The organism is Kaistella chaponensis (assembly GCF_900156725.1).
Lineage (GTDB): Bacteria > Bacteroidota > Bacteroidia > Flavobacteriales > Weeksellaceae > Kaistella > Kaistella chaponensis.
In genome coordinates, this window is the sequence record NZ_FTOI01000009.1 from 22,713 (window position 1) to 48,207 (window position 25,495).

The 25,495-nt window shown below is 34.9% G+C and carries 21 protein-coding genes and 2 tRNA genes; 16 read left to right on the top strand and 7 right to left on the bottom strand.

The features are described from left to right. The first annotated feature begins 25 nt into the window (after positions 1-25). The 12 genes from BW932_RS09905 to apaG all read left to right on the top strand — a co-directional run bounded on the left by BW932_RS09905 (position 26) and on the right by apaG (position 11,320). Complete coding sequence (locus BW932_RS09905; protein WP_076387349.1) at positions 26-751, top strand: SDR family NAD(P)-dependent oxidoreductase; 726 nt, start codon at positions 26-28, stop codon at positions 749-751. Positions 752-789: 38 nt separating this feature from the next. Further along, the gene (locus BW932_RS09910; protein WP_076387350.1) at positions 790-1,377 is read left to right on the top strand and encodes an HAD-IB family hydrolase; all 588 of its coding nucleotides are present in this window, start codon (positions 790-792) and stop codon (positions 1,375-1,377) included. A 39-nt stretch (positions 1,378-1,416) separates the two neighbouring features. Next, a complete protein-coding gene (locus BW932_RS09915) occupies positions 1,417-2,592 on the top strand; it encodes a cysteine desulfurase family protein (RefSeq protein ID WP_076387351.1) in 1,176 nt (391 codons plus the stop codon). A gap of 68 nt (positions 2,593-2,660) precedes the next feature. Then, the gene (gene trxA, locus BW932_RS09920) at positions 2,661-2,978 is read left to right on the top strand and encodes a thioredoxin (RefSeq protein WP_076387352.1); all 318 of its coding nucleotides are present in this window, start codon (positions 2,661-2,663) and stop codon (positions 2,976-2,978) included. Between the two features lie 127 nt (positions 2,979-3,105). Next, positions 3,106-3,179: transfer RNA gene (locus BW932_RS09925), tRNA-Asp, on the top strand. A 31-nt stretch (positions 3,180-3,210) separates the two neighbouring features. Further along, positions 3,211-3,284: transfer RNA gene (locus tag BW932_RS09930), tRNA-Asp, on the top strand. Between the two features lie 429 nt (positions 3,285-3,713). After that, complete coding sequence (locus BW932_RS09935) at positions 3,714-4,982, top strand: glucose-1-phosphate adenylyltransferase (RefSeq protein ID WP_076387353.1); 1,269 nt, start codon at positions 3,714-3,716, stop codon at positions 4,980-4,982. A 77-nt stretch (positions 4,983-5,059) separates the two neighbouring features. Then, positions 5,060-6,097, top strand: coding sequence for an SRPBCC family protein (locus tag BW932_RS09940; RefSeq protein ID WP_076387354.1), 1,038 nt, complete (start codon positions 5,060-5,062; stop codon positions 6,095-6,097). Positions 6,098-6,194: 97 nt separating this feature from the next. Continuing rightward, positions 6,195-9,002: a 2-oxoglutarate dehydrogenase E1 component gene (locus tag BW932_RS09945; protein ID WP_076387355.1), complete on the top strand. Its 2,808-nt coding sequence runs from the start codon at positions 6,195-6,197 to the stop codon at positions 9,000-9,002. A gap of 7 nt (positions 9,003-9,009) precedes the next feature. After that, a complete protein-coding gene (locus tag BW932_RS09950) occupies positions 9,010-9,576 on the top strand; it encodes a hypothetical protein (RefSeq protein WP_076387356.1) in 567 nt (188 codons plus the stop codon). A gap of 18 nt (positions 9,577-9,594) precedes the next feature. Further along, positions 9,595-10,851 (top strand): 2-oxoglutarate dehydrogenase complex dihydrolipoyllysine-residue succinyltransferase, encoded by a 1,257-nt coding sequence (odhB, locus tag BW932_RS09955; RefSeq protein ID WP_076387357.1) that lies wholly within the window; start codon positions 9,595-9,597, stop codon positions 10,849-10,851. An 82-nt stretch (positions 10,852-10,933) separates the two neighbouring features. After that, positions 10,934-11,320, top strand: coding sequence for a Co2+/Mg2+ efflux protein ApaG (gene apaG / locus BW932_RS09960; RefSeq protein WP_076387358.1), 387 nt, complete (start codon positions 10,934-10,936; stop codon positions 11,318-11,320). Between the two features lie 163 nt (positions 11,321-11,483). On the opposite strand, the gene BW932_RS09965 is transcribed toward apaG, so the two are convergent. The 5 genes from BW932_RS09965 to BW932_RS09990 form a co-directional block, all read right to left on the bottom strand. Further along, on the bottom strand, positions 11,484-12,041 hold the full coding sequence (locus tag BW932_RS09965; protein WP_076387359.1) for a 3'-5' exonuclease: 558 nt from the start codon (positions 12,039-12,041) through the stop codon (positions 11,484-11,486). 222 nt (positions 12,042-12,263) lie between these two features. Then, the gene (locus BW932_RS09975) at positions 12,264-13,031 is read right to left on the bottom strand and encodes an alpha/beta hydrolase (protein ID WP_076387361.1); all 768 of its coding nucleotides are present in this window, start codon (positions 13,029-13,031) and stop codon (positions 12,264-12,266) included. A gap of 18 nt (positions 13,032-13,049) precedes the next feature. After that, on the bottom strand, positions 13,050-13,910 hold the full coding sequence (locus tag BW932_RS09980; protein WP_076387362.1) for an alpha/beta hydrolase: 861 nt from the start codon (positions 13,908-13,910) through the stop codon (positions 13,050-13,052). A 67-nt stretch (positions 13,911-13,977) separates the two neighbouring features. Further along, positions 13,978-14,940, bottom strand: a complete 963-nt coding sequence (locus BW932_RS09985; RefSeq protein ID WP_076387363.1) for a glycosyltransferase family 2 protein — start codon at positions 14,938-14,940, stop codon at positions 13,978-13,980. Between the two features lie 47 nt (positions 14,941-14,987). After that, positions 14,988-15,863: a lysophospholipid acyltransferase family protein gene (locus BW932_RS09990; RefSeq protein ID WP_076387364.1), complete on the bottom strand. Its 876-nt coding sequence runs from the start codon at positions 15,861-15,863 to the stop codon at positions 14,988-14,990. An 84-nt stretch (positions 15,864-15,947) separates the two neighbouring features. On the opposite strand from BW932_RS09990, the gene BW932_RS09995 reads away from it, so the two are divergent. Next, positions 15,948-16,538: a thioredoxin family protein gene (locus tag BW932_RS09995; protein WP_076387365.1), complete on the top strand. Its 591-nt coding sequence runs from the start codon at positions 15,948-15,950 to the stop codon at positions 16,536-16,538. A 38-nt stretch (positions 16,539-16,576) separates the two neighbouring features. On the opposite strand, the gene BW932_RS10000 is transcribed toward BW932_RS09995, so the two are convergent. Next, positions 16,577-17,938, bottom strand: coding sequence for an aldehyde dehydrogenase (locus tag BW932_RS10000; RefSeq protein WP_076387457.1), 1,362 nt, complete (start codon positions 17,936-17,938; stop codon positions 16,577-16,579). Positions 17,939-18,004: 66 nt separating this feature from the next. After that, the gene (locus tag BW932_RS10005) at positions 18,005-19,603 is read right to left on the bottom strand and encodes a GMC family oxidoreductase (protein WP_076387366.1); all 1,599 of its coding nucleotides are present in this window, start codon (positions 19,601-19,603) and stop codon (positions 18,005-18,007) included. Between the two features lie 172 nt (positions 19,604-19,775). Here BW932_RS10005 and purB point away from each other — a divergent pair, with 172 nt between their 5' ends. The 3 genes from purB to BW932_RS10020 all read left to right on the top strand — a co-directional run bounded on the left by purB (position 19,776) and on the right by BW932_RS10020 (position 25,491). Next, positions 19,776-21,203, top strand: a complete 1,428-nt coding sequence (gene purB, locus BW932_RS10010) for an adenylosuccinate lyase (protein WP_076387367.1) — start codon at positions 19,776-19,778, stop codon at positions 21,201-21,203. A gap of 132 nt (positions 21,204-21,335) precedes the next feature. After that, complete coding sequence (locus BW932_RS10015; RefSeq protein ID WP_143745546.1) at positions 21,336-21,740, top strand: hypothetical protein; 405 nt, start codon at positions 21,336-21,338, stop codon at positions 21,738-21,740. Positions 21,741-21,795: 55 nt separating this feature from the next. Further along, positions 21,796-25,491: a phosphoribosylformylglycinamidine synthase gene (locus BW932_RS10020; RefSeq protein WP_076387369.1), complete on the top strand. Its 3,696-nt coding sequence runs from the start codon at positions 21,796-21,798 to the stop codon at positions 25,489-25,491. The last annotated feature ends 4 nt before the right edge of the window (positions 25,492-25,495 follow it).

Here is a 25,495-nt window from a genome sequence, read left to right on the forward strand (position 1 = left end):
ATTCATCCCCAATTATCTCTCCACTATGATTATTCTCGGCAGTAATTCAGAAATTTCTCAGGCTTTTGTCGAAAAAGCTTTAGAAGCGAACGAAAAATATTCTACAATTTACCTTTTTACCTCAAACAAAGAAACCACAGAGAAATTTGCGAAACATCTCGATGTGAAATTTTTGCAGCAAACCGAAGTCATAGAATTGGATTTAAGAGCGGAAATTGATTATACCAAATTCGATTATATTTCTTCCGATTTACTTTTCTGCGGCACAGGATATTTAGGTGAAGGTACCGAAGAGGGATTATATGATCAGAAAAATACCGAATTAATTATTGATATCAATTACGCAAAATTAGTTCCTGTACTTACTTTTTTTGCAAAGAAAATGGAAAGACAGCGCGCCGGAACGATGATCGTATTGTCTTCTGTCGCAGGTGAAAGAGGTCGGCAAAGTAATTTTATTTATGGAAGTGCAAAAGCGGGTTTAACAGCTTATTTAAGCGGACTCCGGAATTATATGTTTGAAAGAAAAGTACATGTTCTTACTATAAAACCAGGTTTTATGGATACGAAAATGACCGAAGGTTTACCGCTGAATCCAAAATTAACAGCCACACCAAAACAAGCTGCAGAAGCCATCTACAAAGCCTACAAAAGCGGCAAAAACGTGGCGTATATTCTCCCGATTTGGAGAATCATCATGTTGATCATCAAAAATATTCCGGAATTTATTTTTAAAAAGTTGAAACTTTAATCGAACACAAGTCGATTATTAACGATCACTAATCCAATATGAAAAAGCTGTATTTATTCGATTTCGATGGGACTTTAACCTATAAAGACACCATGTTTCTGTACCTCAAATTTTATAATCCCAGCAAATTCAAGTTACAGTTTTTCAAGCATATACCCTTATTTGTTTTATTGAAACTGAAACTTGCCGATGCTGAAAAAGTAAAAAAAAGTTTTATTTCCTCAATCTTAAAAGGGGAACGGAAAGCTAAAATAGAAAGCAAATCAAAAGCATTTTTCGACACCAATTTTCCTGATATTTTTAGAGAAAATGCTTTAGAATTTATCAAGAATATCGACCGAAATACTACTGAATGTTATATTGTTTCTGCTTCTTTGGATATTTGGGTACAACCTTTTGCAGAAAAATTCAATATTAAACTTTTAGCAACACGTGCTGAATACAAAGATGATATTTTCACCGGAAATTTTATCGGAAAAAATTGCAACAATGCTGAAAAAGTAAATCGAGTGATCGACGCAATTGGCAATAAAAAATTTGATAAAACAATAGCATTTGGCGACACCTCGGGCGATAAAGAAATGTTAGCTTGGGCGAATGAAGGGAAGTTTGAATTTTTTCACTAATTTTGAACTGCGAAAAATCTTAAAAAAGAAAGTAAAATAATGGATAGAATTTACCTGGATAATGCTGCTACGACACCACTTTCCGAAGAAGTAATCGATGCGATGGTTGATGTGATGAAAACAAATTACGGCAATCCTTCTTCTACTCACAGTCTCGGGCAAGAAGCCAAAATCTTAATTGAAAACGTTAGGAGGCAGGTTGCAGATTATCTCCATGTAACTCCGGCGGAAATAATTTTTACTTCCTGCGGTACAGAATCCAATAACATGATTATTAAATCGTGTGTAAACCATTTAGGAGTAGAGCGAATTATCACTTCTCCTATGGAGCACAAGTGCGTCGCAGAGACTGTTTTAGATATGAAAAAACGGAGAGGGGTAGAAGTCGTGTATCTTCGTCCCGATCAAAAAGGAGATTTCGATTTGATTCAATTAGAAGAAATCATCAAAAGTTCCGATAAGAAAACTTTAGTAACACTAATGCACGCTAACAACGAAATCGGCAATTTGTTAGACCTTAAGAAAGTTGCTGAAATGTGTAAAGCGAATAAAGTACTTTTTCATTCAGACACGGTACAGTCAATGGCGCATATGGAAATTGATTTTTCCCAAATTCCGTTGGATTTCGCATCTTGCAGTGCCCATAAATTTCACGGCCCGAAAGGAAGTGGTTTTGCCTTTATAAGAAAAGCTTCTGGATTAAAGGGAATTATCACCGGTGGTCCACAAGAAAGATCTTTACGAGCTGGAACGGAGAATGTTTGCGGTATTGTAGGTTTGGGAAAAGCTTTGGAGATTTCTCTGAATAATATGGATCAGTATTCTTCCCACATAAAGGAAATTAAGAAATATACAAAAGAGCGTCTTTTAAGTGAAGTTGATGGCGTGAAATTTAACGGGAGAAGTGCTGAAGAAGAAACAAGTTTATATACGGTGTTAAGTGTTTTATTGCCCTTCAAAGATCCAATGATCGGTTTGAAACTCGATATGAAAGGTATTGCTGTTTCTCAGGGAAGTGCTTGTTCATCTGGTGCTACAAAACCTTCTATGGTGATGATGATGATTCTGGATGAGGACGAAATAGAAAATTGTACGCCATTGCGTATTTCTTTCAGTCATTTGACAACGAAAGAAGAAATAGATACGTTAGTCGATGCTTTACAGGAGATTGCGGTCTCTTTTAATATAGAAAAAACAAATGTTGAACATAGATGATTTACTTTTTGACTAAGCAGGAAAATTGTAAATTTGTACTTTAAAATTAATTTAAAAATAGTATAAAAATGGCATTAGAAATTACAGATCAATCATTTCAAGAAATGGTTTTGAATTCCGATAAACCAGTGTTGGTAGATTTTTGGGCAGTTTGGTGTGGACCATGTAGAATGTTGGGACCAATTGTAGAGGAAATTGCTGCCGATTTTGAAGGCAAAGCAGTTGTAGGAAAAGTTGATGTTGATAACAATCAACAAGTTTCTGTGGACTACGGAATCCGAAATATCCCGACTGTTTTAATTTTCAAAGGTGGGCAAGTCGTTGATAAAATCGTAGGAGTTGCATCGAAAGAGGTAATTGCTGAGAAATTATCTGCACATTTATAAAAAATAATCAGGTGATAATGAATGCTTTCTATAAAAGGAAGCATTTTTTTTGTAAAAATGTTTTGTAGATAGGGATAAAGTTGTATTTTTGCACTCACCAAAAAGAAACATAGTTTCTGATTCTAATGATCCGGTAGTTCAGCTGGTTAGAATGCCGCCCTGTCACGGCGGAGGTCGCGGGTTCGAATCCCGTCCGGATCGCAAAAAGTTTACAATTACTTTTCAAAAAATTGATCCGGTAGTTCAGCTGGTTAGAATGCCGCCCTGTCACGGCGGAGGTCGCGGGTTCGAATCCCGTCCGGATCGCGAAGTCTCTCAATGTAATTGGGAGACTTTTTTTTTTGGATCAAAATCAAAACGGAATCATTATCAAAACTTGGGAACTGAGCAAAAAATTTGGATAATGTGAAGTAGAGAAATCCATTGTCTTTTGGTCCTCGAAGGTGCAATTGGTTTTTTTTATCGCAGTCAATAATTCTGCAAACTCACAAATACTTCTGTGGTTTTAATTATTTTAAATATCTTGATAATGGTTTATTTCATCTTCGTGAAAACTGAAACAGATTTTAATCCACATTCTCCTGTCTTTTTGAATTAGGGTGTTAATTTCAGTTGCACACAGCATTAAATCTTATTAATTCAATAACTATCACGTTATAAAATTTTGTTTAGTGCGTAAAAAGTACTAATATTGTTATAAAGCAATTAACTTCTAAATAACAAAATAATTTAAGTATGAAACCCAATGTCATCTCAATCGTACTCGGTGGTGGAAGAGGAAGTCGGCTGTTTCCGTTAACATATTCCCGGTCAAAACCCGCTGTTCCTATTGCTGGAAAATACAGATTAGTTGATATTCCAATTTCTAATTGTTTGAATTCGGGCTACAACAAAATCTTGGTTTTAACCCAGTTTAATTCAGCTTCTTTGAATTCACACATCAAGAATTCTTATCATTTTGATATATTTAGCAAAGGTTTCGTAGATATTTTAGCCGCAGAACAGAATGTAGAAAACGATCAGTGGTATCAAGGAACCGCAGATGCAGTGCGCCAATCGATGAAACATCTTGATAAGTATGATTATGAATATATCTTAATTCTATCCGGTGATCAGCTTTATCAGATGGATTTTCGCGAACTCATCGATTACCATTGCAAAAACGAAGGCGATATTACCATAGCGACCATTCCTGTGAATGCTAAAGATGCACCTGGATTTGGAATCTTAAAATCAGATGACGAAGGGAATATTACTTCATTTATCGAAAAACCTTCTTCTGATTTGCTCGTTGACTGGAAATCGGAAGTTTCCGAAAAAAGCAGGAACGAAGGAAAGGAATATTTGGCCTCGATGGGAATTTATGTTTTCAGCAAGGCTGTTCTGAAAAAAATGTTTGCAGAAGATCCCGGCGACGATTTTGGCGGCGAACTCATACCAAACGGAATTGGTGTCTATAAAACACTGAGTTTTCAGTATGATGGTTATTGGACAGATATCGGAACCATTGAATCATTTTTTGATGCGAATATTGATCTAACCAGAGATTTTCCCAAGTTTAATCTGTTCAGTAATGCACCCATTTACACGAGAGCCAGAATGCTTCCGCCTTCAAAAATTTTGGGATCTTATGTGAGCAAAGCTATTTTTGGTGATGGATGTATTGTAATGGCAGATAAAATTGAAAACTCTCTCGTCGGAAACAGAAGTAGAATTGATAAAGGAAGCACCTTAATATGCACCTATATGATGGGAGCAGATTACTATCAAAGTACCGAAAATATCATATCCAACGATCAGAATGGAATACCAAATTTGGGCGTAGGAAAATATTGCTTTATAGAAAATGCAATTCTCGATAAAAATTGCAGTATTGGTGATAACGTTCGTATCATCGGTGGTAAACATCTTTCCGATGGCGATTATGAGAATCATTCGATCAAAGACGGAATCGTCGTGGTGAAAAAAAATGCAGTTATTAGTGCAGGAACCATCATCCCTTAAATAACAAATCAAGTCAAAAAGCACGGCAATATTTAATCGCCGTGCTTTTTTTATGTTACTTTTTGTATTTTTGCGATATGCGCTGGTTAAAATTCGGACTTCTACTCATCATTTTTTTCTTTACTGTCTACGCGGTATCCATGTCTTTCGTGGAGGAAAATAAAAAATTTACCATTGAAAAGGAAATAAATTATCCCGTAGAAAAAGTATTTCCACAATTTAATAATTTACAGAATTTCAGCATGTGGAATTCTTTTTTCAGTCAAAATAATCAATGGACCTTCGAATATTTCACGCCTTATGAAGGGCAGGGAAGTGCCATGACTTTTCACGACAAAAAAAACAAAAAAAGTGCGGGAGATTTGTATATACGATATGCGAATCCCAATAAAACATTGCGTTATCGCTTTTATGAAGGCATGCAAAGCAATCCTTATCTCATCGATGTGAAATTCGTGGCCGATAAAGGGAAAACGCGAATTGTTTGGTACATTCAAACTCCCAAACAACCTTTTCTTAAACGTTCTTTGAATTTACTTACAGAGGATTTTATTGCAGATCAGATTGATTTAAGCATGAAAAATCTTTACAATACATTGGGCAATAAGGTCGATAAAGATAGAAAACGCGAAAGTTTAAAATTCGACAGTTTGATGGTTGAAAACCAGGGAATCCAGTTGCTTTTGGGGATCAATGTGAATTCCAAAAATGACAAAAATGCGCTTTTCAAAAATATAGTGATCAATCATAATAAGGTGTTGAATTACGTTAAAATGGACTTAGCGAAAAAAAGCGACGAATATGGTGAACCGATTTTAATCACAGATGCCGATAATTTTAAAGACAAAGAAGTTTCTTATTTTTACAGTATTCCGCTCCCAAAAAGAATTGGAATTTCAGACAATAATTTCAGCTTCAGAACCCTAAATGCGTCTAAAAATTACGTCATTTATTACCGTGGAAACTACGCAGGAAGAACAAAAGCAATTCAGCAATTACTTCTTCAAGCTAAAAAAGACACGCTTCGAACCGGAGAATTGCAACAGACTTTTCTAGAGGAACCTCGAGACGAAGCCAATACCATGATTAAATTATCGCTCCCTGTTTTTAGATAAATTTTTTAAGTTTTTTTAAAGGTCTTTCAGCTTTATTACCTCACTTTTTTTTGCTAAGTTTGTCTTTTAAATAAAATAAAGAGTTAATCTGTAAAAAATGGACAAATTTTCATTCCTGAATGCTGCACATTCGCAGTTAATAGAAGACTTATATCAGCAATATTTAAAATATCCCGATTCCGTAGAGCCTTCCTGGAAAGCATTTTTTCAGGGATTTGATTTTGCACTCGAAAATTACAGCGAGGAGGATTCGGTAAATATCGCGCCATCTTCAGCACAAACTTCGGCGCCGATTTCAAATCAAATTGTTTCTAAAGAACAGATTCCTGATGACATTCAAAAAGAATTTAAAGTTCTCAATTTAATCGAAGCTTACAGACAGAGAGGTCATTTATTTACCAAAACCAATCCTGTTAGAGAAAGACGACACTACGAACCAACTTTGGATATTGAAAATTTTGGACTTTCCAAAAGCGATTTAAACACAAAATTTAATTCTGCAACAGAAACAGGAATGTCTTCTGCAGCGACGTTGCAGGAAATCATTAAACATCTTGAAAAGATTTACTGTGAATCAATCGGTGTTGAATATATGCATATCAACAACGTTTCAGAAAAGAAATTCATTCGTGAATGGATTACCGTAAATGAAAATCATGCAAAACTTTCAGCGCCAGAAAAAACAGAAATTTTAGAAAAACTTAATCAAGCGGTTGCTTTTGAGAATTATCTTCATACCAAATTTGTAGGTCAGAAAAGATTTTCATTAGAAGGTGGTGAATCACTTATTCCAGCATTAGATCAATTGATTACGCGCTCTTCTCAATTAGGAGTTGATGAAGTGGTTTTGGGAATGGCTCACCGTGGAAGATTAAGTGTTCTAACCAATATATTCGGAAAATCGTACAAACAGATTTTCTCAGAATTTGAAGGAAAAGAATTCGAAGAAGATGTATTTTCCGGTGATGTTAAATACCATTTAGGTTCATCAAAAACAATTAAAACAGAATCTGGCGAAGAAGTAATCATTAATTTAACCCCGAATCCATCGCATCTTGAAACAGTAGCTGCATTGGTAGAAGGAATCTGTCGTGCAAAAGTTGACCATAAATATAAAGATTACAAAAAAGTTTTGCCAATCGTTATTCATGGTGACGGAGCTATTGCCGGACAAGGAATTGTGTACGAAATCGCGCAAATGATGACTTTGGAAGGTTATAAAACCGGCGGAACTGTTCATATTGTCGTGAACAATCAGGTGTCATTTACCACCAATTATATCGACGCGAGGTCTTCAATTTATTGTACAGATATTGCTAAAGTAACAGAATCTCCTGTAATGCACGTAAATGCAGATGATGTTGAAGCTGTAGTTCATGCCATCAGATTCGCAGCAGATTTCCGTGCAGAATTTGGTAAAGATGTTTATATCGACTTATTAGGCTACAGAAAATATGGTCATAATGAAGGCGATGAACCAAGATTTACGCAACCTAATTTGTACAAATCAATTTCCAAACATCCGAATCCAAGAGAAATTTATAAAGCTGAATTGATTAAAGAAGGAGTAGTTTCAGACGAAGTTCTGAAAGAAATGGAATCCAAATTCAAGAAACTTTTAGATGAAGATTACGATGCTTCGAAGGGAATTGAAAAAAACACAATGGATATTTTTATGTCCGGTGATTGGAGAGATTTCCCGCTAAGTTCGAAAGATGCAATGCAAAGTCCTGTTGATACAGGTTTTAATTTAGACGAGTTAAAAAAACTTGCCATTCAAATGACAACTTTGCCTGCTGACAAAAAATTCATTTCCAAAATCACAAGACTTTTTGAAAATCGACTCAAAATGATCGAGGCCAATTCATTAGATTGGGCACTTGGAGAGTGGTTGGCTTATGCAACATTGTTGACGGAAGGAAATGATATCAGAATTTCTGGTGAAGACGTTGAAAGAGGAACTTTTTCTCACCGTCATGCAGTAGTGAAAACAGAAGATACAGAAGAAGATTATATTCCTTTAAGACATATTTCCGAAAACAGGTTCGATATTTATAATTCGCATCTGTCTGAATACGGAGTTCTTGGTTTTGACTACGGTTATGCAATGGCTTCTCCCAAAACTTTAACCATTTGGGAAGCACAATTTGGAGATTTCTTAAATGGAGCACAAATTATTATTGACCAATATGTAGTTGCTGCCGAAGAAAAATGGAAAATCCAAAATGGTTTGGTAATGCTTCTTCCACACGGTTTTGAAGGTCAAGGTGCAGAACATTCTTCGGCCAGACTTGAACGGTTTTTAACGCTTGCTGCAAATGAAAATATGACGGTTGCTAATGCAACAACGCCTGCAAACTATTTCCACTTGTTAAGAAGACAATTAAAATGGAATTTCAGAAAACCATTGGTAGTAATGACGCCGAAGTCTTTGCTTCGTCATCCGAAAGTTGTTTCTCCTTTAGAAGATTTTGCTAACGGACAATTCCAGCCAATCATAGATGATGAAACGGCAAATGCAGATAAAATTGAAAAATTAGTTCTTTGTTCTGGTAAGATTTACTACGAACTTTTAGCTAAAAAAGAAGAACTGAATTGTGAAAATATTGCTTTAGTTAGATTTGAGCAACTTTACCCAATTCAAAATGATAAAATTGAAGAAATTTTCGCAAAATATAAAAATAGAAAACAACTTCTTTGGGTACAGGAAGAACCAGAAAACATGGGAGCGTGGACTTTTATTTTAAGAAATTTCAGAGATACCGGAATTCAAGTTATTGCAGCAGTTGCCAGTGGAACACCGGCTCCTGGAAGCCATAAAATGTTCGAGAAAAATCAGAACAATGTGATCAACAGAGTTTTTGACAGAGACGACGCACCGGTAAAACGACCTGTAACTGCGTAATTGATTAATGAAAAAGCTTTTTTTATTCTTAAGTTTTATTTCTTTTGTTCCGTTTTTTGCGCAGGACTTGAGAACCGAAATTGAAAATCAGTTCCGGGATTACAACAACTTATTGATAGAGAAAAAATTTGAAAAAGCACTTCAGCTTTATGGCAATGAAGATTTCCTAAAGCGTTTTCCGATAGAGCAGCTGGTTGAAAAGATGAATAAAATGTTCAGCTCACCAGAAATTGATTTTCATTTGGCAGCTCCTGAAAATATAGTTGTAAGTGATAAAGTTATTGATCAAAACGAGAAGAAATTTGTGAAAATAGATTTTCAGCAAAAACTGGAAATGAAATTTAATGATGCTGAACTGAATAGAGATAATTTGTTGGCTGCTTTGCAAAAAACTTTTGGTAATGAACAGGTGAAATATGAGGATAAAACAGGATTTTTTTTAGTGAATACGGTCAAAACAGCAGTAGCAAATTCAAGTGACTTGAAAAATTGGAAATTTACGGTCCTGGAACAAAAGCAAATCCCAATATTAATAGGATTTATTCCAGAACAATTTTTAAAAGATTTAAAATAATAAACAAAAATATTAACGATGTCAATATTAGAAATGAAAGTCCCGTCGCCGGGAGAATCTATCACAGAAGTTGAAATCGCATCTTGGTTGGTAAAAGACGGCGATTATGTAGAAAAAGATCAACCAATTGCCGAAGTTGATTCTGATAAAGCTACACTGGAACTTCCTGCAGAACAAAGTGGAATCATCACTCTGAAAGCGGAAGAAGGTGAAGTGGTACAAGTAGGGCAAATTGTTTGTTTGATCGATACTGCTGCTTCGAAACCAGAAGGTTCAGCTGCTCCAAAAACAGAAAATGCCGAAGCTCCACAAGCTGAAGTAAAAGTTGTTGAAAAACCGGCAATCGTTCAGGAAGCTAAAAAAGAAGAAAAGCCAGTTGCAACAAGTTATGCATCGGGAACTCCTTCTCCTGCAGCTAAGAAAATTCTAGACGAAAAAGGAATCGATGCAAATCAGGTTTCGGGTTCTGGAAAAGACGGTAGAATTACGAAAAATGATGCGGAAACTGCTTCTGTTGCAGCAATGGGATCATCTTCTTCTACCAATGGCTCCAGAAATTCTAGCACTACAAAGCTTTCAGTTCTAAGAAGAAAAATCGCTGCAAGATTGGTTTCTGTAAAAAATGAAACAGCCATGTTGACAACTTTCAATGAAGTTGATATGTCTGAAATCTTTAGAATTAGAAAACAATACAAAGAAGAATTCAGTCAAAAACATGGGATTGGTCTTGGTTTCATGTCCTTCTTTACCAAAGCAGTTACAAGAGCACTTCAATTGTATCCAGATGTAAATGCTTCTATCGATGGAGATTACAAAATAAATTATGATTTCTGCGACATTTCTATTGCTGTTTCTGGACCAAAAGGTTTAATGGTTCCAGTGCTAAGAAATGCGGAAAACATGACGTTCAGAAGTGTTGAAGCAAATATAAAATCACTCGCTGAAAAAGTAAGAGATGGTAAAATCACCGTTGATGAAATGACAGGCGGAACATTTACCGTAACCAACGGTGGAACTTTCGGTTCGATGATGTCCACACCAATTATTAATCCACCACAATCTGCAATTTTGGGAATGCACAATATTCTGCAAAGACCAATGGCGATTAACGGTGAAGTGGTAATTCGCCCAATGATGTACGTTGCAATGTCTTATGATCACCGTATTATTGACGGTAAAGAATCAGTAGGATTTTTAGTAGCCGTAAAAGAAGCAATCGACAATCCAGTTGAATTTTTAATGAATGGCGACGAAAGAAAAGCTTTAGAACTTTAGAATTTATTCAAAGATTTTTTAGAATATATGAATCCCGTCACAAAAAGGCGGGATTTTTGTATTAATTTTTAAAACAATAAATATGAACTCTGCAACTACTTTCGATATTAAAGTTTCTGTACTTACGGAGTACGATTACAAAAACAGTTTCCCTTCAGATAACCGTTTTGTTTTTCGTTACCATATTTCCATTGAAAATTTAAGCGAATTCCCGATTAAAGTTTTAAAAAGAAAATGGCTAATTTATGATGTCGGTTTCGGTTTTACCGAAGTAATGGGCGATGGCGTCATTGGATTAACTCCCGAAATTCATTCCGGTGAAAATTTTACCTATTTTTCAAATGTCATGTTGAGATCCGGTGTCGGAAATATGAGTGGTTCTTACTTTTGCACCCATCTTTTAACCAATGATGAACTGGAAATCGAAATCCCAAAATTTAATCTTGTTGCCGAAGTTTTGAGTAATTAAAGGGAAATATTGTTTGCTTTTTACCATGCTAATTCTTCGTTATTTTTTACGAAACCTTTAGTAGGAAGCAGTACAAAAACGCGGTAACTTAAGCAACCATTTCTTCAAATTTTAATTTTTAGAACGTTCCTAAATAGGTAGTTTGCTCAAAAAAAGAAACCGTTTACAAAACTTTCAAGTTATTCTTCATAACGGAATTCACGTCTTCATTTCTCGTCAACATTAACCTTTCAAAAGCGAGCAAGGATATTTTGGCACAAACTTCTGCATCCGCTCCTGCTCGGTGATGATTAAATTTGATTTGATGAAGTTCTGCCAATGATTTTAAGCCATATTTGGGTAAATCTTTCCATGATTTTTTGGCCAAAGAAATACTGCATAAATAATTCAGTTTTGGTTTGAAAAAACCGTAGTGATCTAAAGAACTTCGCAAAACTCCCGCATCAAAAACAGCATTGTGCGCAATCATTAAATTTCCGTACATCAATTTTTCTGCTTCTTGCCATACTTCATCAAAAGTAGGCGAATCTTTAACATCTCTCGGTGTAATCCCATGAATGTCGATGTTTCTTGGATGAAAGTAAGGATAACTTGGAGGTTTAATGAGCCAGTTTTCAGTTTTCACAATTACTCCGTTTTCCACCACGCAAATTCCCATTTCACATGCAGAATTTCTTTCGTGTGTCGCAGTTTCAAAATCGATGGCGCAGAAATCAATCATTTAAGGTTTGATATTATTTAGTTTAAACAGTAAGATATTTGCATGAGTAAAATATATTCTTTTTTACAAAAGTAATTCTTGAAAAAAAATTACAAAGATTGCAAAATCTAAATAATTGTTTTTTTTTGAAATTTTGCACACTTTTGAAAATCTCATTTAGCGGTAAATCTTTTGTTTCTTTTGCGGTTAAATAATCAGCAAAATCAGTGAGAGCAAGAGTTTTCATTCCAAAATTTTCTTTATTTCAATATTAAATTCTTCGAAAGAAGCCAAATCATCATGACTTCCACCAAGTATTTCTATAAATCTTTTCTCTATTTTTGGTTGGGCGTTTTTAAAGGTGTCGAATAATTTTTTTCCCGATTTTAGCGGAACTATTTTATCATTCGTCCCGTGAAAATGAAAGAGTGGAACTTTTACTGAAGAAATAAGTTCATTTGACCTAAAATGATAAGTCATCGTTGGCGAAACCCGATCGGTCACTTGCTTTGGCAACCATCGGTTTACAATATCTTGAAGATTAAAAAAAGTAGCTTCCAAAATTAAAGCTTTCGGATGATTTTCGGAGGCGACTTTAATGGCAAAAACACCACCCAAACTTCTGCCATAAACCACCATATTTTTTTCGCCATAATTTTTTTTTGCAAATTCATAAAAAAATTGGGCATCAGAATAGAGCAAATCTTCATTTCTCGGGCCGGAACTTTTGCCGTAACCTCGATAATCCATCACCAAAACATCGTAGCCAAATTGAGTGAATTCACTGGCGATTTTTCCCCAACGATGAAGATTGTCGGAGTTTCCATGAAAATAAAGCAACACACCTTTTGGATTTTTTATTTTGAAATGAAGCGCATTGATTTTTCCCTCGAATGGTGTTTCCCAAAAGTATTCTTCGAAATCTTTATCAAAATCGAATTCGTGATGTTCGGGTAAAATGACGGGTAAAAAAACTACTTTTTCCTGAAAATATTTTAGGATTTCTGACATGGCGCAAATTTAAGAAAACTAATTTTTTCGGTGGTTTTCATTCATACTCGTTTTCTCCATGTCGATAAAAACTTTTCGCTCTTCAAAAATTTCTTCCATCGCACGATGATATTCTTCAAACTGATGAATATTAATATGTCCAGCTCCTAAAATAACATAAAGTCTGGTTAGTTTTGGATTAACTTCGGAAAGGTCGATCGCCGTTTTTATAGGAACTAAACCGTCATCACTTCCATGAAGGATTTTAATTGGGCAACGAACATTTTTTAAATAATGAAAAGTCGGAATATTGTAACGCAGAAAGGGTTTTGCGGGCATAAACGGAAGATATCGATGAATCGCTCGTAAAAGAGAGTAGAGTGGAGAAGTGAGAATCAAAATTCGAGGATTATTTTTCGCGGCCAATCTTGCTGCAAATCCGGAACCGAGCGATCGTCCGTAAACGATGATCTGATCTTCTGAATATTCTTTTTTTACGATGTCATAAATAAATTGAGAGTCGCGCTTCATGGCTTCTGCAGTTCTTTTTCCCGTACTTTTCCCGAATCCACGATAATCCATCATGATGACTTCGTAGTTTAACCTCGTGAAATCGATGGCAAATTTTCCCCAACCTTTGATGCTTTTCGTGTTACCTTTCAGATAAATTACAACGCCTTTTGGGTTTTCAACTTGAAAATGCAAATAATTGATTTGGGCACCACGTTCTGGTTCAACGGTTTTTTCCTCCGCTTTTAAATGTTCATAAGCAAATTTAAAATCTGGTGAAAGTTTCTCGGGTTGAAAAAAAAATCGATGTTGAAAAAAATAAATCAGTATTCCTGTAATCAGCGTAACTGTCACAACAATGCTCAAAAGAAAGTAAATATCTATTTTCATATCAATGATATAAAAGTAAATAAATTTATGAGAATTATTTGTGTTTCTTTAAATTTTTATCAAATTTTCATAGAAAATGTTTAAATATTAACCATTTTGTTTGGTAATAATCGGTAATTTGATTTTTTCCGCGCAATTTGAGTGTTCCATAAAACTGTCGATACCAACTTCTGTGTGCTCGAATAACTGCCCAAAAGTGAGAGAAGCCATTTTTGTATCCCAAATATATTCCTGCAAAACCATCTAAAATCAAACGTGCGGGAATCACCCAAAATAATGTATGTAAAGGCGCATTTTTTAAAATCATCGACAGGTTATTTCGGATGTTTAAAAATGTTTTCTGTGCACTTTGTTTATTTAATGTTCCACCTCCGACATGAAAAATGGTTGATTTTCCGGTATAAAATATTTTTCTTCCTGAATTTTTTAATCGCCAACACAAATCAATTTCTTCCTGATGGGCGAAAAATCTTTGGTCGAAACCATTTTGATCCCAAAAATCTTGAGAACGGATAAACAAACAACAACCTGAAGCCCAGAAAATTTCGGTTTCATCATTATATTGTCCGAGATCTTCTTCTAGATCTTCAAAAATTCTTCCTCTGCAATAAGGAAATCCAAGATTGTCGATAAATCCTCCTGCAGCGCCTGCAAATTCGAAATAATTTCTTCGGTGGTAATCTAGAACTTTCGGTTGAACAGCAGCAATATTTAAATCACTTTGAAAAAGGTCTAAAACGGGATTGATCCAGTTTTCTGTCACTTCAACATCGGAGTTTAAAAGACAGTAAATTTCAGCCTCGATTTTCTTTAAACCTTCATTGTAACCTCCCGCAAATCCGTAATTTTTTTCGTTTTTAACAATTTTTATCGCGGGAAATTTTTCCTTTAAGAAAGAAACAGAATCGTCTGTGGAAGCATTGTCAATTACAAAAATTTCGGTGTTTCCTGAATGTAAAATGACATTTGGAAGAAATTTTTCTAACCAATTTTTGCCGTTCCAGTTGAGGATAACAATTGCTAAATTCAAGATGTAAAAATTAAAAATTAATTATTAATGATAGAAAAGATGCGCTATCATTGTCCCATAAATTTAATGGCATTTTGGTATTTCCATCTTCTATGTGACCAAAGATAATTGTCGGGTCTTTTATTAATGGTGTTTTCCAAAAGATGATGGAATTTTTTTACAACTTCATGTTCCACAAATTTTTCACCATCTGGATAAATTCGATAATAATTGATCTGATAATATCCGCGCTTGACTTTTTTCATTTCACAAAAAACAAACGCCAGTTCCATTCTGGTAGAAAGTTTGTCGTATCCTACAAAAGCAGGAGTTTTTTGGTTCAAAAAATTAAGACCATAAGTAACTTCCGAGTGATGAGGAGTTTGATCGGCAACAAACATATACACGGAATTTCCATCATTGGGATTTCTGAAAATATGCCGAATCACCTCTTTTGCTTCCAAAGCTTGATTCCCAAATCGGTTTCTAAGGGATTTTATCTTTTCTTCCCAGAAACTGTTTTGAACTTTTCGATACACAGGAAAACTATTTTCTTGAGGAATAATGGTCGCTAAAGTGTTGTACCATTCCCAATTAAAGACATGTCCTGCGAGCAAAATCACATTTTTATTTTCCTCTTTGGCTTCCTGAAAAATATCTTGATTCAAATGCTGAACGCGAACACGCAGTTCCGTGGAAGAAATGGTGAAGGATTTGAAAGTTTCTACAATATAATCGCAAAAATTAATGTAAAACTTTTTCTCAATTTTTTTTAGATCTGTAGGTGACTTTTCTGGAAAGGAATGTTGAAGATTCTCGAGTACCACTTTTCTTCTGTAACCAATGATATAATAGATTACAAAAAACATAAAATCCGAAATCAGGTACAAAATCCGAAGTGGAATTTGTGAAAGCAGCAGAATTATTTTAAAAAGAAATCTCATAAATAATTTGCAAATTTAATGATAATATAGTTTATTGATGGCGCTATTTTTGTTTATTTGTTTCGAATAAATATTTAAAAAAGTATGATCAAATTAAATTTGAAAATTTTAGCTTTTTCGTCATTACTCGTTTCAAGTTTGGCATATTCGCAAAAAACGGATCAATTGCAAACAAAAAATAATGTTTCCGATAATGCTCTCCTTTTAAAAGCAAAAAATGACTCCGTTGTTGCGGCGAAGAAAAAGGCAGCTGCAGCCGAAATCGCAAAGCTTCCGAAACCTTACAATCAGAAGGAAAATGCGCAAACAAAAATCGCAGAATTGGTAAAACAAGCGAAGAAAGAAAATAAAAATATCATGATTCAAGCTGGTGGAAACTGGTGTATTTGGTGTTTGAGATTTGATCATTATGTTCAAACTACGCCAGAATTAAAAGAATTGGTTGATCAAAATTTCATTTACTATCATTTAAATTACTCTCCCGAAAATAAAAATGAAAAGGTTTTTGCAAAATATGGGAATCCAGGAGAAAAATTTGGCTATCCAGTTTTTATCGTTTTAGATCAGAACGGGAAACAAATTCATACGCAGGATAGTTCAGTTTTAGAAGAGGGAAAAGGATACAGTTTAGAAAAAACCAAAACCTTTTTTAAAGAATGGTCGCCGAAATCTTAAATTAAAAAATCTCGTCATTGATTTGACGAGATTTTTTTTTAGAGGAGTTTCTTGATCCAATTTAATTTTTTATCGGTGTAAGGTGGATATTTTAGATCTGGTTCTCCCCAAGTTGCACGATCCAAAACTGCTTTTTGGTGAGAAAATGCATCGAACCCATATTTCCCATGATAATTCCCGATTCCTGAATTTCCAACACCGCCGAAAGGTAAATAATCGTTGCTCAAATGCATCACAACATCATTAATACAACCACCACCAAACGAAATTTTTATAGTAAATTCTTCCTTTTCTTCCGAATTATCGCTAAATAAATACGCAGAAAGTGGTTTTTCATACGCTGCGATTTGCAGTAAAGCTTCATTGAAATTTTTGAATGTCAAAACCGGAAGAATAGGTCCGAAAATTTCTTCTTGCATCACTTTATCATTCCACGTTACATCATGCATAATCGTGGGTTCAATATATCTTTTTGCAGCATCTGTTTTTCCACCAAAATATACTTTTTCTTGATCAATTAAATTCACCAACCGATCAAAATTTCTTTGATTGATGATTTGGGTGTAATTTTCGGATTCTGAATGGTAATTAAATTTTTGAATGTAAGATTGTAAAGAATCTAGAAAACTGTCTTTCACTTTTTCATCGACCAAAATATAATCTGGTGCAACGCAAGTTTGTCCTGCGTTCAAAAATTTTCCCCACACAATTCTTTTTGCAGCGACGTCAAAATTGGCGCTAGATGTTACAATTGCAGGACTTTTTCCACCCAATTCTAAAGTTACAGGTGTTAAATGTTTGGCGGCAGCTTCGTAGATAATTTGTCCCACTTTCGGACTTCCTGTAAAAAATATCTTATCGAATTTTTGTTTTAAAATTTCCGTTGTTTCCTCGATTCCGCCTTCAGCAACGTAAAAATAATCTTTCGGAAAATTCTCATTGATGATTTTTGCCATTGCTTTCATCGTGTTTTCTGCGATTTCACTTGGTTTTAAAATACAAGTATTTCCTGCCGCCAAAGCTGCAACAACTGGCGAAAGTGATAGTTGATAAGGATAATTCCAGGCGCCAATAACCAACGTACAACCAAGAGGTTCGGGATAAATTTTACTGGAACCCAATTGATTGGCGAGATTGGTGCGAACTTTTTTAGGTTTTGCTAAAGAATTAAGATTTTTCAAAAAATAATCGATGTCTTTCAAAACAAAGGAAATCTCCGTCGTAAAAGTGTCGAATTTCGATTTCCCAAAATCTTTAAAGATCGAATCGTAAAGTAATTCCTCATTTTTCAGAAGAACTTCTTTCAGTTTTTCCAGGTACATTTTCCTGAATTTCAGGTTTTTGGTTTTTTGACTGTTAAACAAATTCCGCTGATCGGATAAAATATTTTGAAAATCCATTATTATTTTAATTTTTCGTTTCGTATCAATTGAGGGTAATATCTTTTTTAAATTATTGAAAAACAATTAGTTATTCAATATGAAATCTGCGGCTTTTTCCGCAATCATCAAACATGCTGCATTGGTATTTCCAGAAATAATTTCCGGCATGATCGAAGCATCTGCAACTCTAAGGTTTTCAATACCATGAACTTGCAATTTATCATTAACCACAGAATTTTCACCGTTTCCCATTCTGCAGGTTCCAACAGGATGATATAGGGTTTCTAATGTTTTTTTAAGGTGCTCAATCAAAACATCATCAGAAGAATTTCTTGGCGGCCAATTCATTTTCTTTAATCTTACGTCATCAAAAGTCGAAGAATCCATTACTGCCATTGCTTTTTTCAATCCAAATAATAATGTCTTGACATCATTTTCTTTTGATAAAAAATTGGGTTGGATCAATGGTGCAACTCGACTGTCTTCAGATTGTAAAAGAATATTTCCCGAGCTTTCTGGATGCAATAATATGGCCAAAATCGTATAACCGTTTGTTGTTGGAAGTGAAAATGGATTGTAAAGATCCGCTTTGTAGTCATTTCCCATGTGTAAAGGCGAAAAGTGAAACTGCAAATCTGGAATTTTTTTCTCTTCTGAAGATTTAAAAAATGAGGTGGTTTCAATAATAGAGTAGTTGAGCAACGATTCTTTTTTTCGAAAATATTGCAACAGATTGTTGATGAACCCCGTTTTTTTAATAACAGTATTTAATCCATTTACTTTACTGAAATCGCTGGTTCCTGTCCACACGTGGTCTTTCAAATTTTCGCCAACTGCGGGTAAATCTTTAATTAAATCAATATCAAATTTTTTCAGTTCTTCTTTTGGACCAATTCCCGATACTTTCAAAAGTTGTGGTGATTGAATTGCACCTGCACAAAGGATCACTTCTTTATTGCAAAATATTTTTTCCGAGGAATTTTTCCCGGCATAGATTTCTACACCAATCGCTTTTCCATTTTCAATGATTATCTTTTTTACAAAAGTTTTTGTTTTGATTGTTAAATTTGTTCGGTCAGAAATAGGTTTTAAAAATGCTTCATACGTGCTTTGACGAACGTTTTTATCAATCGTGTATTGTAAAAAAGAAGAACCTTCCTGGTTTTCACCATTGTAATCTTCATTAAAATTCAACCCATTTTCTTTACAGGCTTCAATAAACTTATAGGTTGATTTGTTGTATTCTTTGCGCAATGAAACATTTAATTCCCCATTTTTACCGTGAAACTCATTATTAAAGGAGTGGTTGTTTTCAGATTTTTTAAAATAGGGAAGAAGCGAATCGTAATTCCAACCTTTATTTCCCATTTCTTGCCAGTTGTCATAATCTTTTGAGTTTCCACGTACGTAAGCCATTGCATTGGTCGCACTCGATCCACCCAAAGATTTTCCTCTGGGAATATAAATTTTCCGGTTATTGACGAATTTTTGTGGTTCCGTTGAAAATGCCCAATCCATTTTACTGCGATTCAACAAACTATACCATCCCGGAATTTTTGATAAAAAATTCGGTTTTCCACCCGCTTCTATTAATAGAACTGAGTTTTCTTGATTTTTGCTTAGTCGATTTGCCAAAACACTTCCCGAAGAACCTGCGCCAATAATTATAAAATCTACATTCATTTTTTTTTAAGGTCTAATTTTTAAATTTAATCATTTAATTGATCTTTTTTAAAAAAATGCATCATTTTTAATAATGCTTTAAATAAGATTTTCACAAATAAAATTTATTTAAGATTGAATCACTTTTATTTCTGCTCTTAAAATATTACTTTTGTTACCTTAAAGATTTAAAATGAATTCCTACAAAAATCCTCTTGAAGAACGCTATTCGAGTGAAGAAATGCTCTATAATTTCTCTCCCAATAATAAGTTCCGAAACTGGCGAAAACTGTGGATTGCACTGGCTGAAATTGAAAAAGATTTAGGGCTTGACATTTCTGACGAACAAATTTCGCAACTGAAAGACAACGCAGAAGAGATTGATTACGAGAAAGCTGCAGAATATGAGAAGAAGTTTCGTCACGACGTTATGGCGCATGTTCATACCTACGGCGACGTGGCTCCCTTAGCAAAAGGAATTATTCATCTCGGAGCTACTTCGGCTTTTGTTGGTGATAATACCGATTTGATTCAAATGCGCGACGGTCTTCTGTTGATCAGAAAACAATTGGTCAATGTGATGAAAAATCTAGCTGATTTCGCCCTTCAATACAAAGATTTACCGACTCTTGGTTTTACGCATTATCAACCGGCACAATTAACAACTGTAGGAAAACGCGCCACATTATGGTTACAGTCTTTAATTTTAGATTTCGAAGAATTAGAATTTTTCTTAGAAACTTTAAGATTTCGTGGCGTGAAAGGAACAACCGGAACTGCCGCAAGTTTTTTAGAACTGTTTAATGGCGATTATTCCAAAGTAAAACATTTGGATAAAGAACTTTCAAAACGGTTTGGTTTTGATAAAGTTTTCGGAGTTTCTGGCCAAACTTACGACCGAAAAATTGATGCGAAAGTTGTTGCTTTACTTTCTAATATTGCACAATCTGCTCATAAGTTTACCAATGATTTAAGACTTTTACAGAATTTAAAAGAAATCGAAGAACCTTTTGAAAAAAATCAAATTGGATCTTCTGCAATGGCTTACAAAAGAAATCCAATGCGTTCTGAAAGAATCGGAGCCTTATCAAAATTCGTGATGTCACTTTCTACAAGTTCCGCAATGGTCGCATCTACACAATGGTTTGAAAGAACTTTGGATGATTCTGCCAATAAAAGATTAACCATTCCACAAGCGTTTCTTTCCGTAGATGCAATTCTGATGATTTGGAATAATATCATGAACGGAATCGTGGTGTATGAAAATAGAATTCAGAAACATATTATGGAAGAACTTCCATTTATGGCGACCGAATATATTATTATGGAGGAAGTAAAAGCTGGCGGTGATCGTCAGGAAATTCACGAAACCATCCGCGTACATTCGATGGAAGCCTCAAAAAAGGTGAAAGAAGAAGGGAAGGAGAACGATTTGCTTGAAAGAATTTTAAACGATCATTCCTTAAAACTGGATAAATCGAAATTGATGGAAGTGCTCGATCCGAAAAACTTCATCGGTTTCGCGCCCATTCAAACGGAAGAATTTATCGAAAACGAGGTAAATCCAATCCTCCAAAAGTACGCCGACTTAATCGGGTTAAAAGCCGACCTTAAAGTATAAATAATTAATGCAGTCTTTTTGGCTGCAATTTTTTTTACCCTTATGAAACATAAATATTTGCTTTTGTTCCTATTTACGTTAATATTTCAAAGTGCTTATAAAGCGCAGAGTTTTAGCAATCAAAAAAAAGGAATGTTAAGTTCGAGTCAGTTTAGTGATTTGAAAGCGTTTTTAGTTTCTAAAAATCTGCAAATTAAGGATACTATTTTTATTAAATATGACTTCAATAAAGAAAGTTGCTGGAATCGCTTAGATGAGCAGGGAAATGAAAAAATAGAGATTATCAAAATGAGTTTTCAGAAGCATATTTCAGATTTCAACGCTCAACATAAAGATGCAATTGCTTATAACTTTAGAGAGCCAGGAAATAGAATAAACAAACTTAAATTATGGGATAGTACGATAATTATCGATGATCTCTACTTTTTAAAAAATCTTCTTTTTAAAAAGAAGCGAGAATGTGGAACTTCTGTAATTATTCTAAACGACGGATCCTATCTTCTTTATTTTTTGGTGATCCACATTTTGAACTTTTAGATAAAGTTTATCAGAATCAATAAAAAATCTAATTAAAACTAAAAACTGACATCTAATGTCTAATAAAAAAAGAATCTTCGTAGAAAAAAAAGGAATTTTCGATGTTGAAAGTCCACAGGTTTTTAATGAAATCAAAAATATTGTTCCGACAATTAAAGATGTTAAAGTTTACAACATCTATGATGTTTTCGGAGTGAATGACCATGAGTTCTCGAAAGTCATCAACAGTACTTTTGTAGATCCAGTGACCGATATTTTGCATGAAGAAAATCCGGCAAAAAGCAATCATTTCGCAACCGAATTTTTACCAGGACAATATGATCAACGCGCAGATTCTGCACAGCAATGTATTGCCTTATTAACTGAAAATGAGAATGGTAAAGTAAGAAGTGGGAAACTCATCGAATTGTTTGGAGTTTCGGAAGCTGAAATAGAAACCATCAAAAATCATTTGATCAACAAAGTTGAATCTCAGGTTAAAAATTTATCAAAATTAGAAATTCCGGCAGAAGAAACACCTGATCCGGTTATTGTTCACGAAGGTTTCAATGATTTTTCTGCAGAAGAATTAAAAGCTTTTTACGATGATCACGGTTTTGCTTTAGATATTGATGATCTCGGTTTTATTCAAAGCTATTTTAAGTCAGAAAATAGAAATCCGACCGAAACTGAACTCAAAGTTCTCGATACGTATTGGAGCGACCATTGCCGACATACGACTTTTGAAACTGAACTAACTGATATTCAGTTTAATGATGCCTTTAAATCGACTTTAGAAACGATATTTAATGATTATTTAGAAAAAAGAAAATTCTTGGATCGAGAAGCGAAACCCGTTTCATTAATGGATTTAGCGACGGTTTGTGCAAGATATTTTCACAAGACAGGTAAATTAGAAAACCTCGTAGTTTCCGATGAAATCAATGCTTGTACGATTGAAATTGAAGCAGAATTCGATGGTAAAAAAGAACCGTGGTATTTGTTATTTAAAAATGAAACCCATAATCACCCAACGGAAATTGAACCTTTTGGTGGTGCATCAACTTGTTTAGGAGGCGCAATCCGTGATCCTTTATCCGGCCGTGCTTTTGTTTATCAGGCGATGCGATTATCTGGAGCAGCCGATGTTCTAGAACCGATTTCTGAAACTTTAGCAGGTAAACTTCCACAACGAACGATTACGAAACAAGCTGCAAACGGCTATTCTTCTTACGGAAATCAAATCGGTTTAGCGACCACTTCTGTCAATGAAATTTACCACGATGGGTACAAAGCAAAGCGCATGGAAGTTGGTTTCGTCGTGGGTGCCGTGAAAAAGGATTGGGTGAAAAGGGAGCAACCGCAAAATGGTGATCTTGTTATTTTATTAGGCGGCGCAACCGGAAGAGACGGAGTTGGCGGTGCAAGTGGAAGTTCAAAAGTACAGGATGAAACCTCGATTCATACTTTATCAACCGAAGTTCAAAAAGGAAATGCAGTTGAAGAGCGAAAAATTCAAAGACTCTTTAGAAACCCAGAAGTTACGACTTTGATTAAAAAATCAAACGATTTTGGAGCAGGTGGAGTTTCTGTTGCGATCGGTGAAATTGCTGATTCACTGGAAATTAACCTCGATATCTTACCTTTAAAATATGAAGGTTTAAATGGAACTGAACTCGCTATTTCGGAATCACAAGAAAGAATGGCGGTCGTTATTGAAGCCAAAGATAAAGAGCAATTCATCAGGTTCTGTGAAAAGGAAAATATAAAAGCCGTAGAAGTTGCGAAAGTAACCGATTCCGGAAGAATGCAGATGTTTTGGCAGGGAAATAAAATTGTTGACCTAAGTCGGGAATTTTTAGATACCAATGGTTGTGCAAAAAAACAGTATGCTGAAGTTTCACACTTGCAAACAATTGATAATCAAGTTTTAAACTTTAATGAAGAAAATTTATTAAAGGTTCTTTCCAGTAAAAATGTCGCTTCCCAGAAAGGATTGGTAGAAATGTTCGATGCTTCTGTGGGCGGAACTTCTGTTGCAATGCCGTTTGGAGGAAGACATCAGCTAACAGAAATGGAAGGAAGTGTACAAACGCTGCCTATTTTAAACGCCGAAAACATCGAAACAGTTTCTTTGGCGAGTTGGGGATTTGATGCCGAATTATCGTCTCAAAACTCCTTAATTGGAGCTGCGAACGCCGTAGTTGAAAGTGTTGCCAAGATTGTTGCAATGGGTGGTAATTATAAAAACATCCGTTTGAGTTTCCAGGAGTATTTTGAAAAACTTGGGAATAATCCTAAAAAGTGGGGGAAACCATTGGCTTCTTTGCTTGGAGCGTATGATGCGCAGATGAATTTCGAATTGGCTGCAATTGGTGGTAAAGATTCTATGAGTGGAAGTTTTCAAGATATTCACGTTCCACCGACCTTGATTTCTTTTGCGTGTGCAAACGGAGAAAAGAAAAATATCATTTCACCAGAGTTCAAAAAAGCCGGAAATAAATTGTACTTATTTAACCATATTTCGCAAGAAAATGGAATGCCGAATTATGGCGATTTGAAACAAATTTTTGATTTCATATTTGAAAATATTAAGGCGAAAAAGATTGTTTCTGTCAAGACGATTAAAGAAGGTGGAGTTGCAGTTGCCTTATCGAAAATGAGTTTTGGGAATCATCTCGGAGCGGAAGTTGAACTCGCTGAAGATTTGCTCTTGACCAAGAATATTGGAAGTCTGATCATTGAAAGTTCAGCAGTTTTAGAAAATGATTTACTTCAAGTTATTGGTGAGATTTCAAATTCGAGTAATTTGAAAATCAATACTTTTGAGTTCCATATCGGAAAATTACTTGAAGCATGGAAAGGAACTTTTGAAGAACTTTTTCCAACGGCAGAAGAAAAGAAAATGGTTGTTGAAATTGATTCAAAATTGAACTCTATTCAACCAAGATCGATTCAGATCTTAAAACACAACTTAGCGAAACCGAAAGTTTTTGCACCCATTTTTCCGGGAACCAATTGTGAATATGAAACTCAAAATGCCTTTAGAAAAGAAGGTGCTGAAGTTTCAGGATTGCCCTTAATTAATCTCAATCATCAGCTTTTAAATGAAAGTTTAGATGCCTGGATTTCGGAAATTAACCAGTCGCAAATTTTAGTTTTATCGGGTGGTTTTTCAGCCGGAGATGAACCTGATGGTTCTGCAAAATTCATCGTCAATGTTTTGAAAAATGAGAAGATGAAAAATGCAGTTCATCAATTATTGGAACGGGACGGAATGGTTCTCGGAATCTGTAACGGTTTTCAAGCGTTGGTAAAATCAGGATTATTGCCTTATGGTGAAATTCGGGATTTAGATGGAGATTCGCCGACTTTAGCGCATAACGCAATTGGTCGTCATATTTCTCAAATGGTTGATGTGAAAGTCATTAATGATGATTCTCCTTGGTTAAAAGGAATGAAGGATCAAGTTTTCACAATTCCTATTTCACATGGTGAGGGTCGTTTCGTGGCCTCAGAAAAAGTGCTTCAGGAACTGTACGAAAATGGACAAATTGCCACTCAATATATTGATCACGATGGAAATATTGCGCACGGAATGCCTTTTAATCCCAATAACTCCTTATTTGGAATTGAAGGATTGACTTCTGAATCTGGAAAAATTTATGGAAGAATGGGACATCCGGAACGGTTTTCTGAAGGTTTATTGAAGAACATTCCAACGGCGAATTACCATAATATCTTTAAAAATGGAGTTGAGTATTTTAAATAGTAGG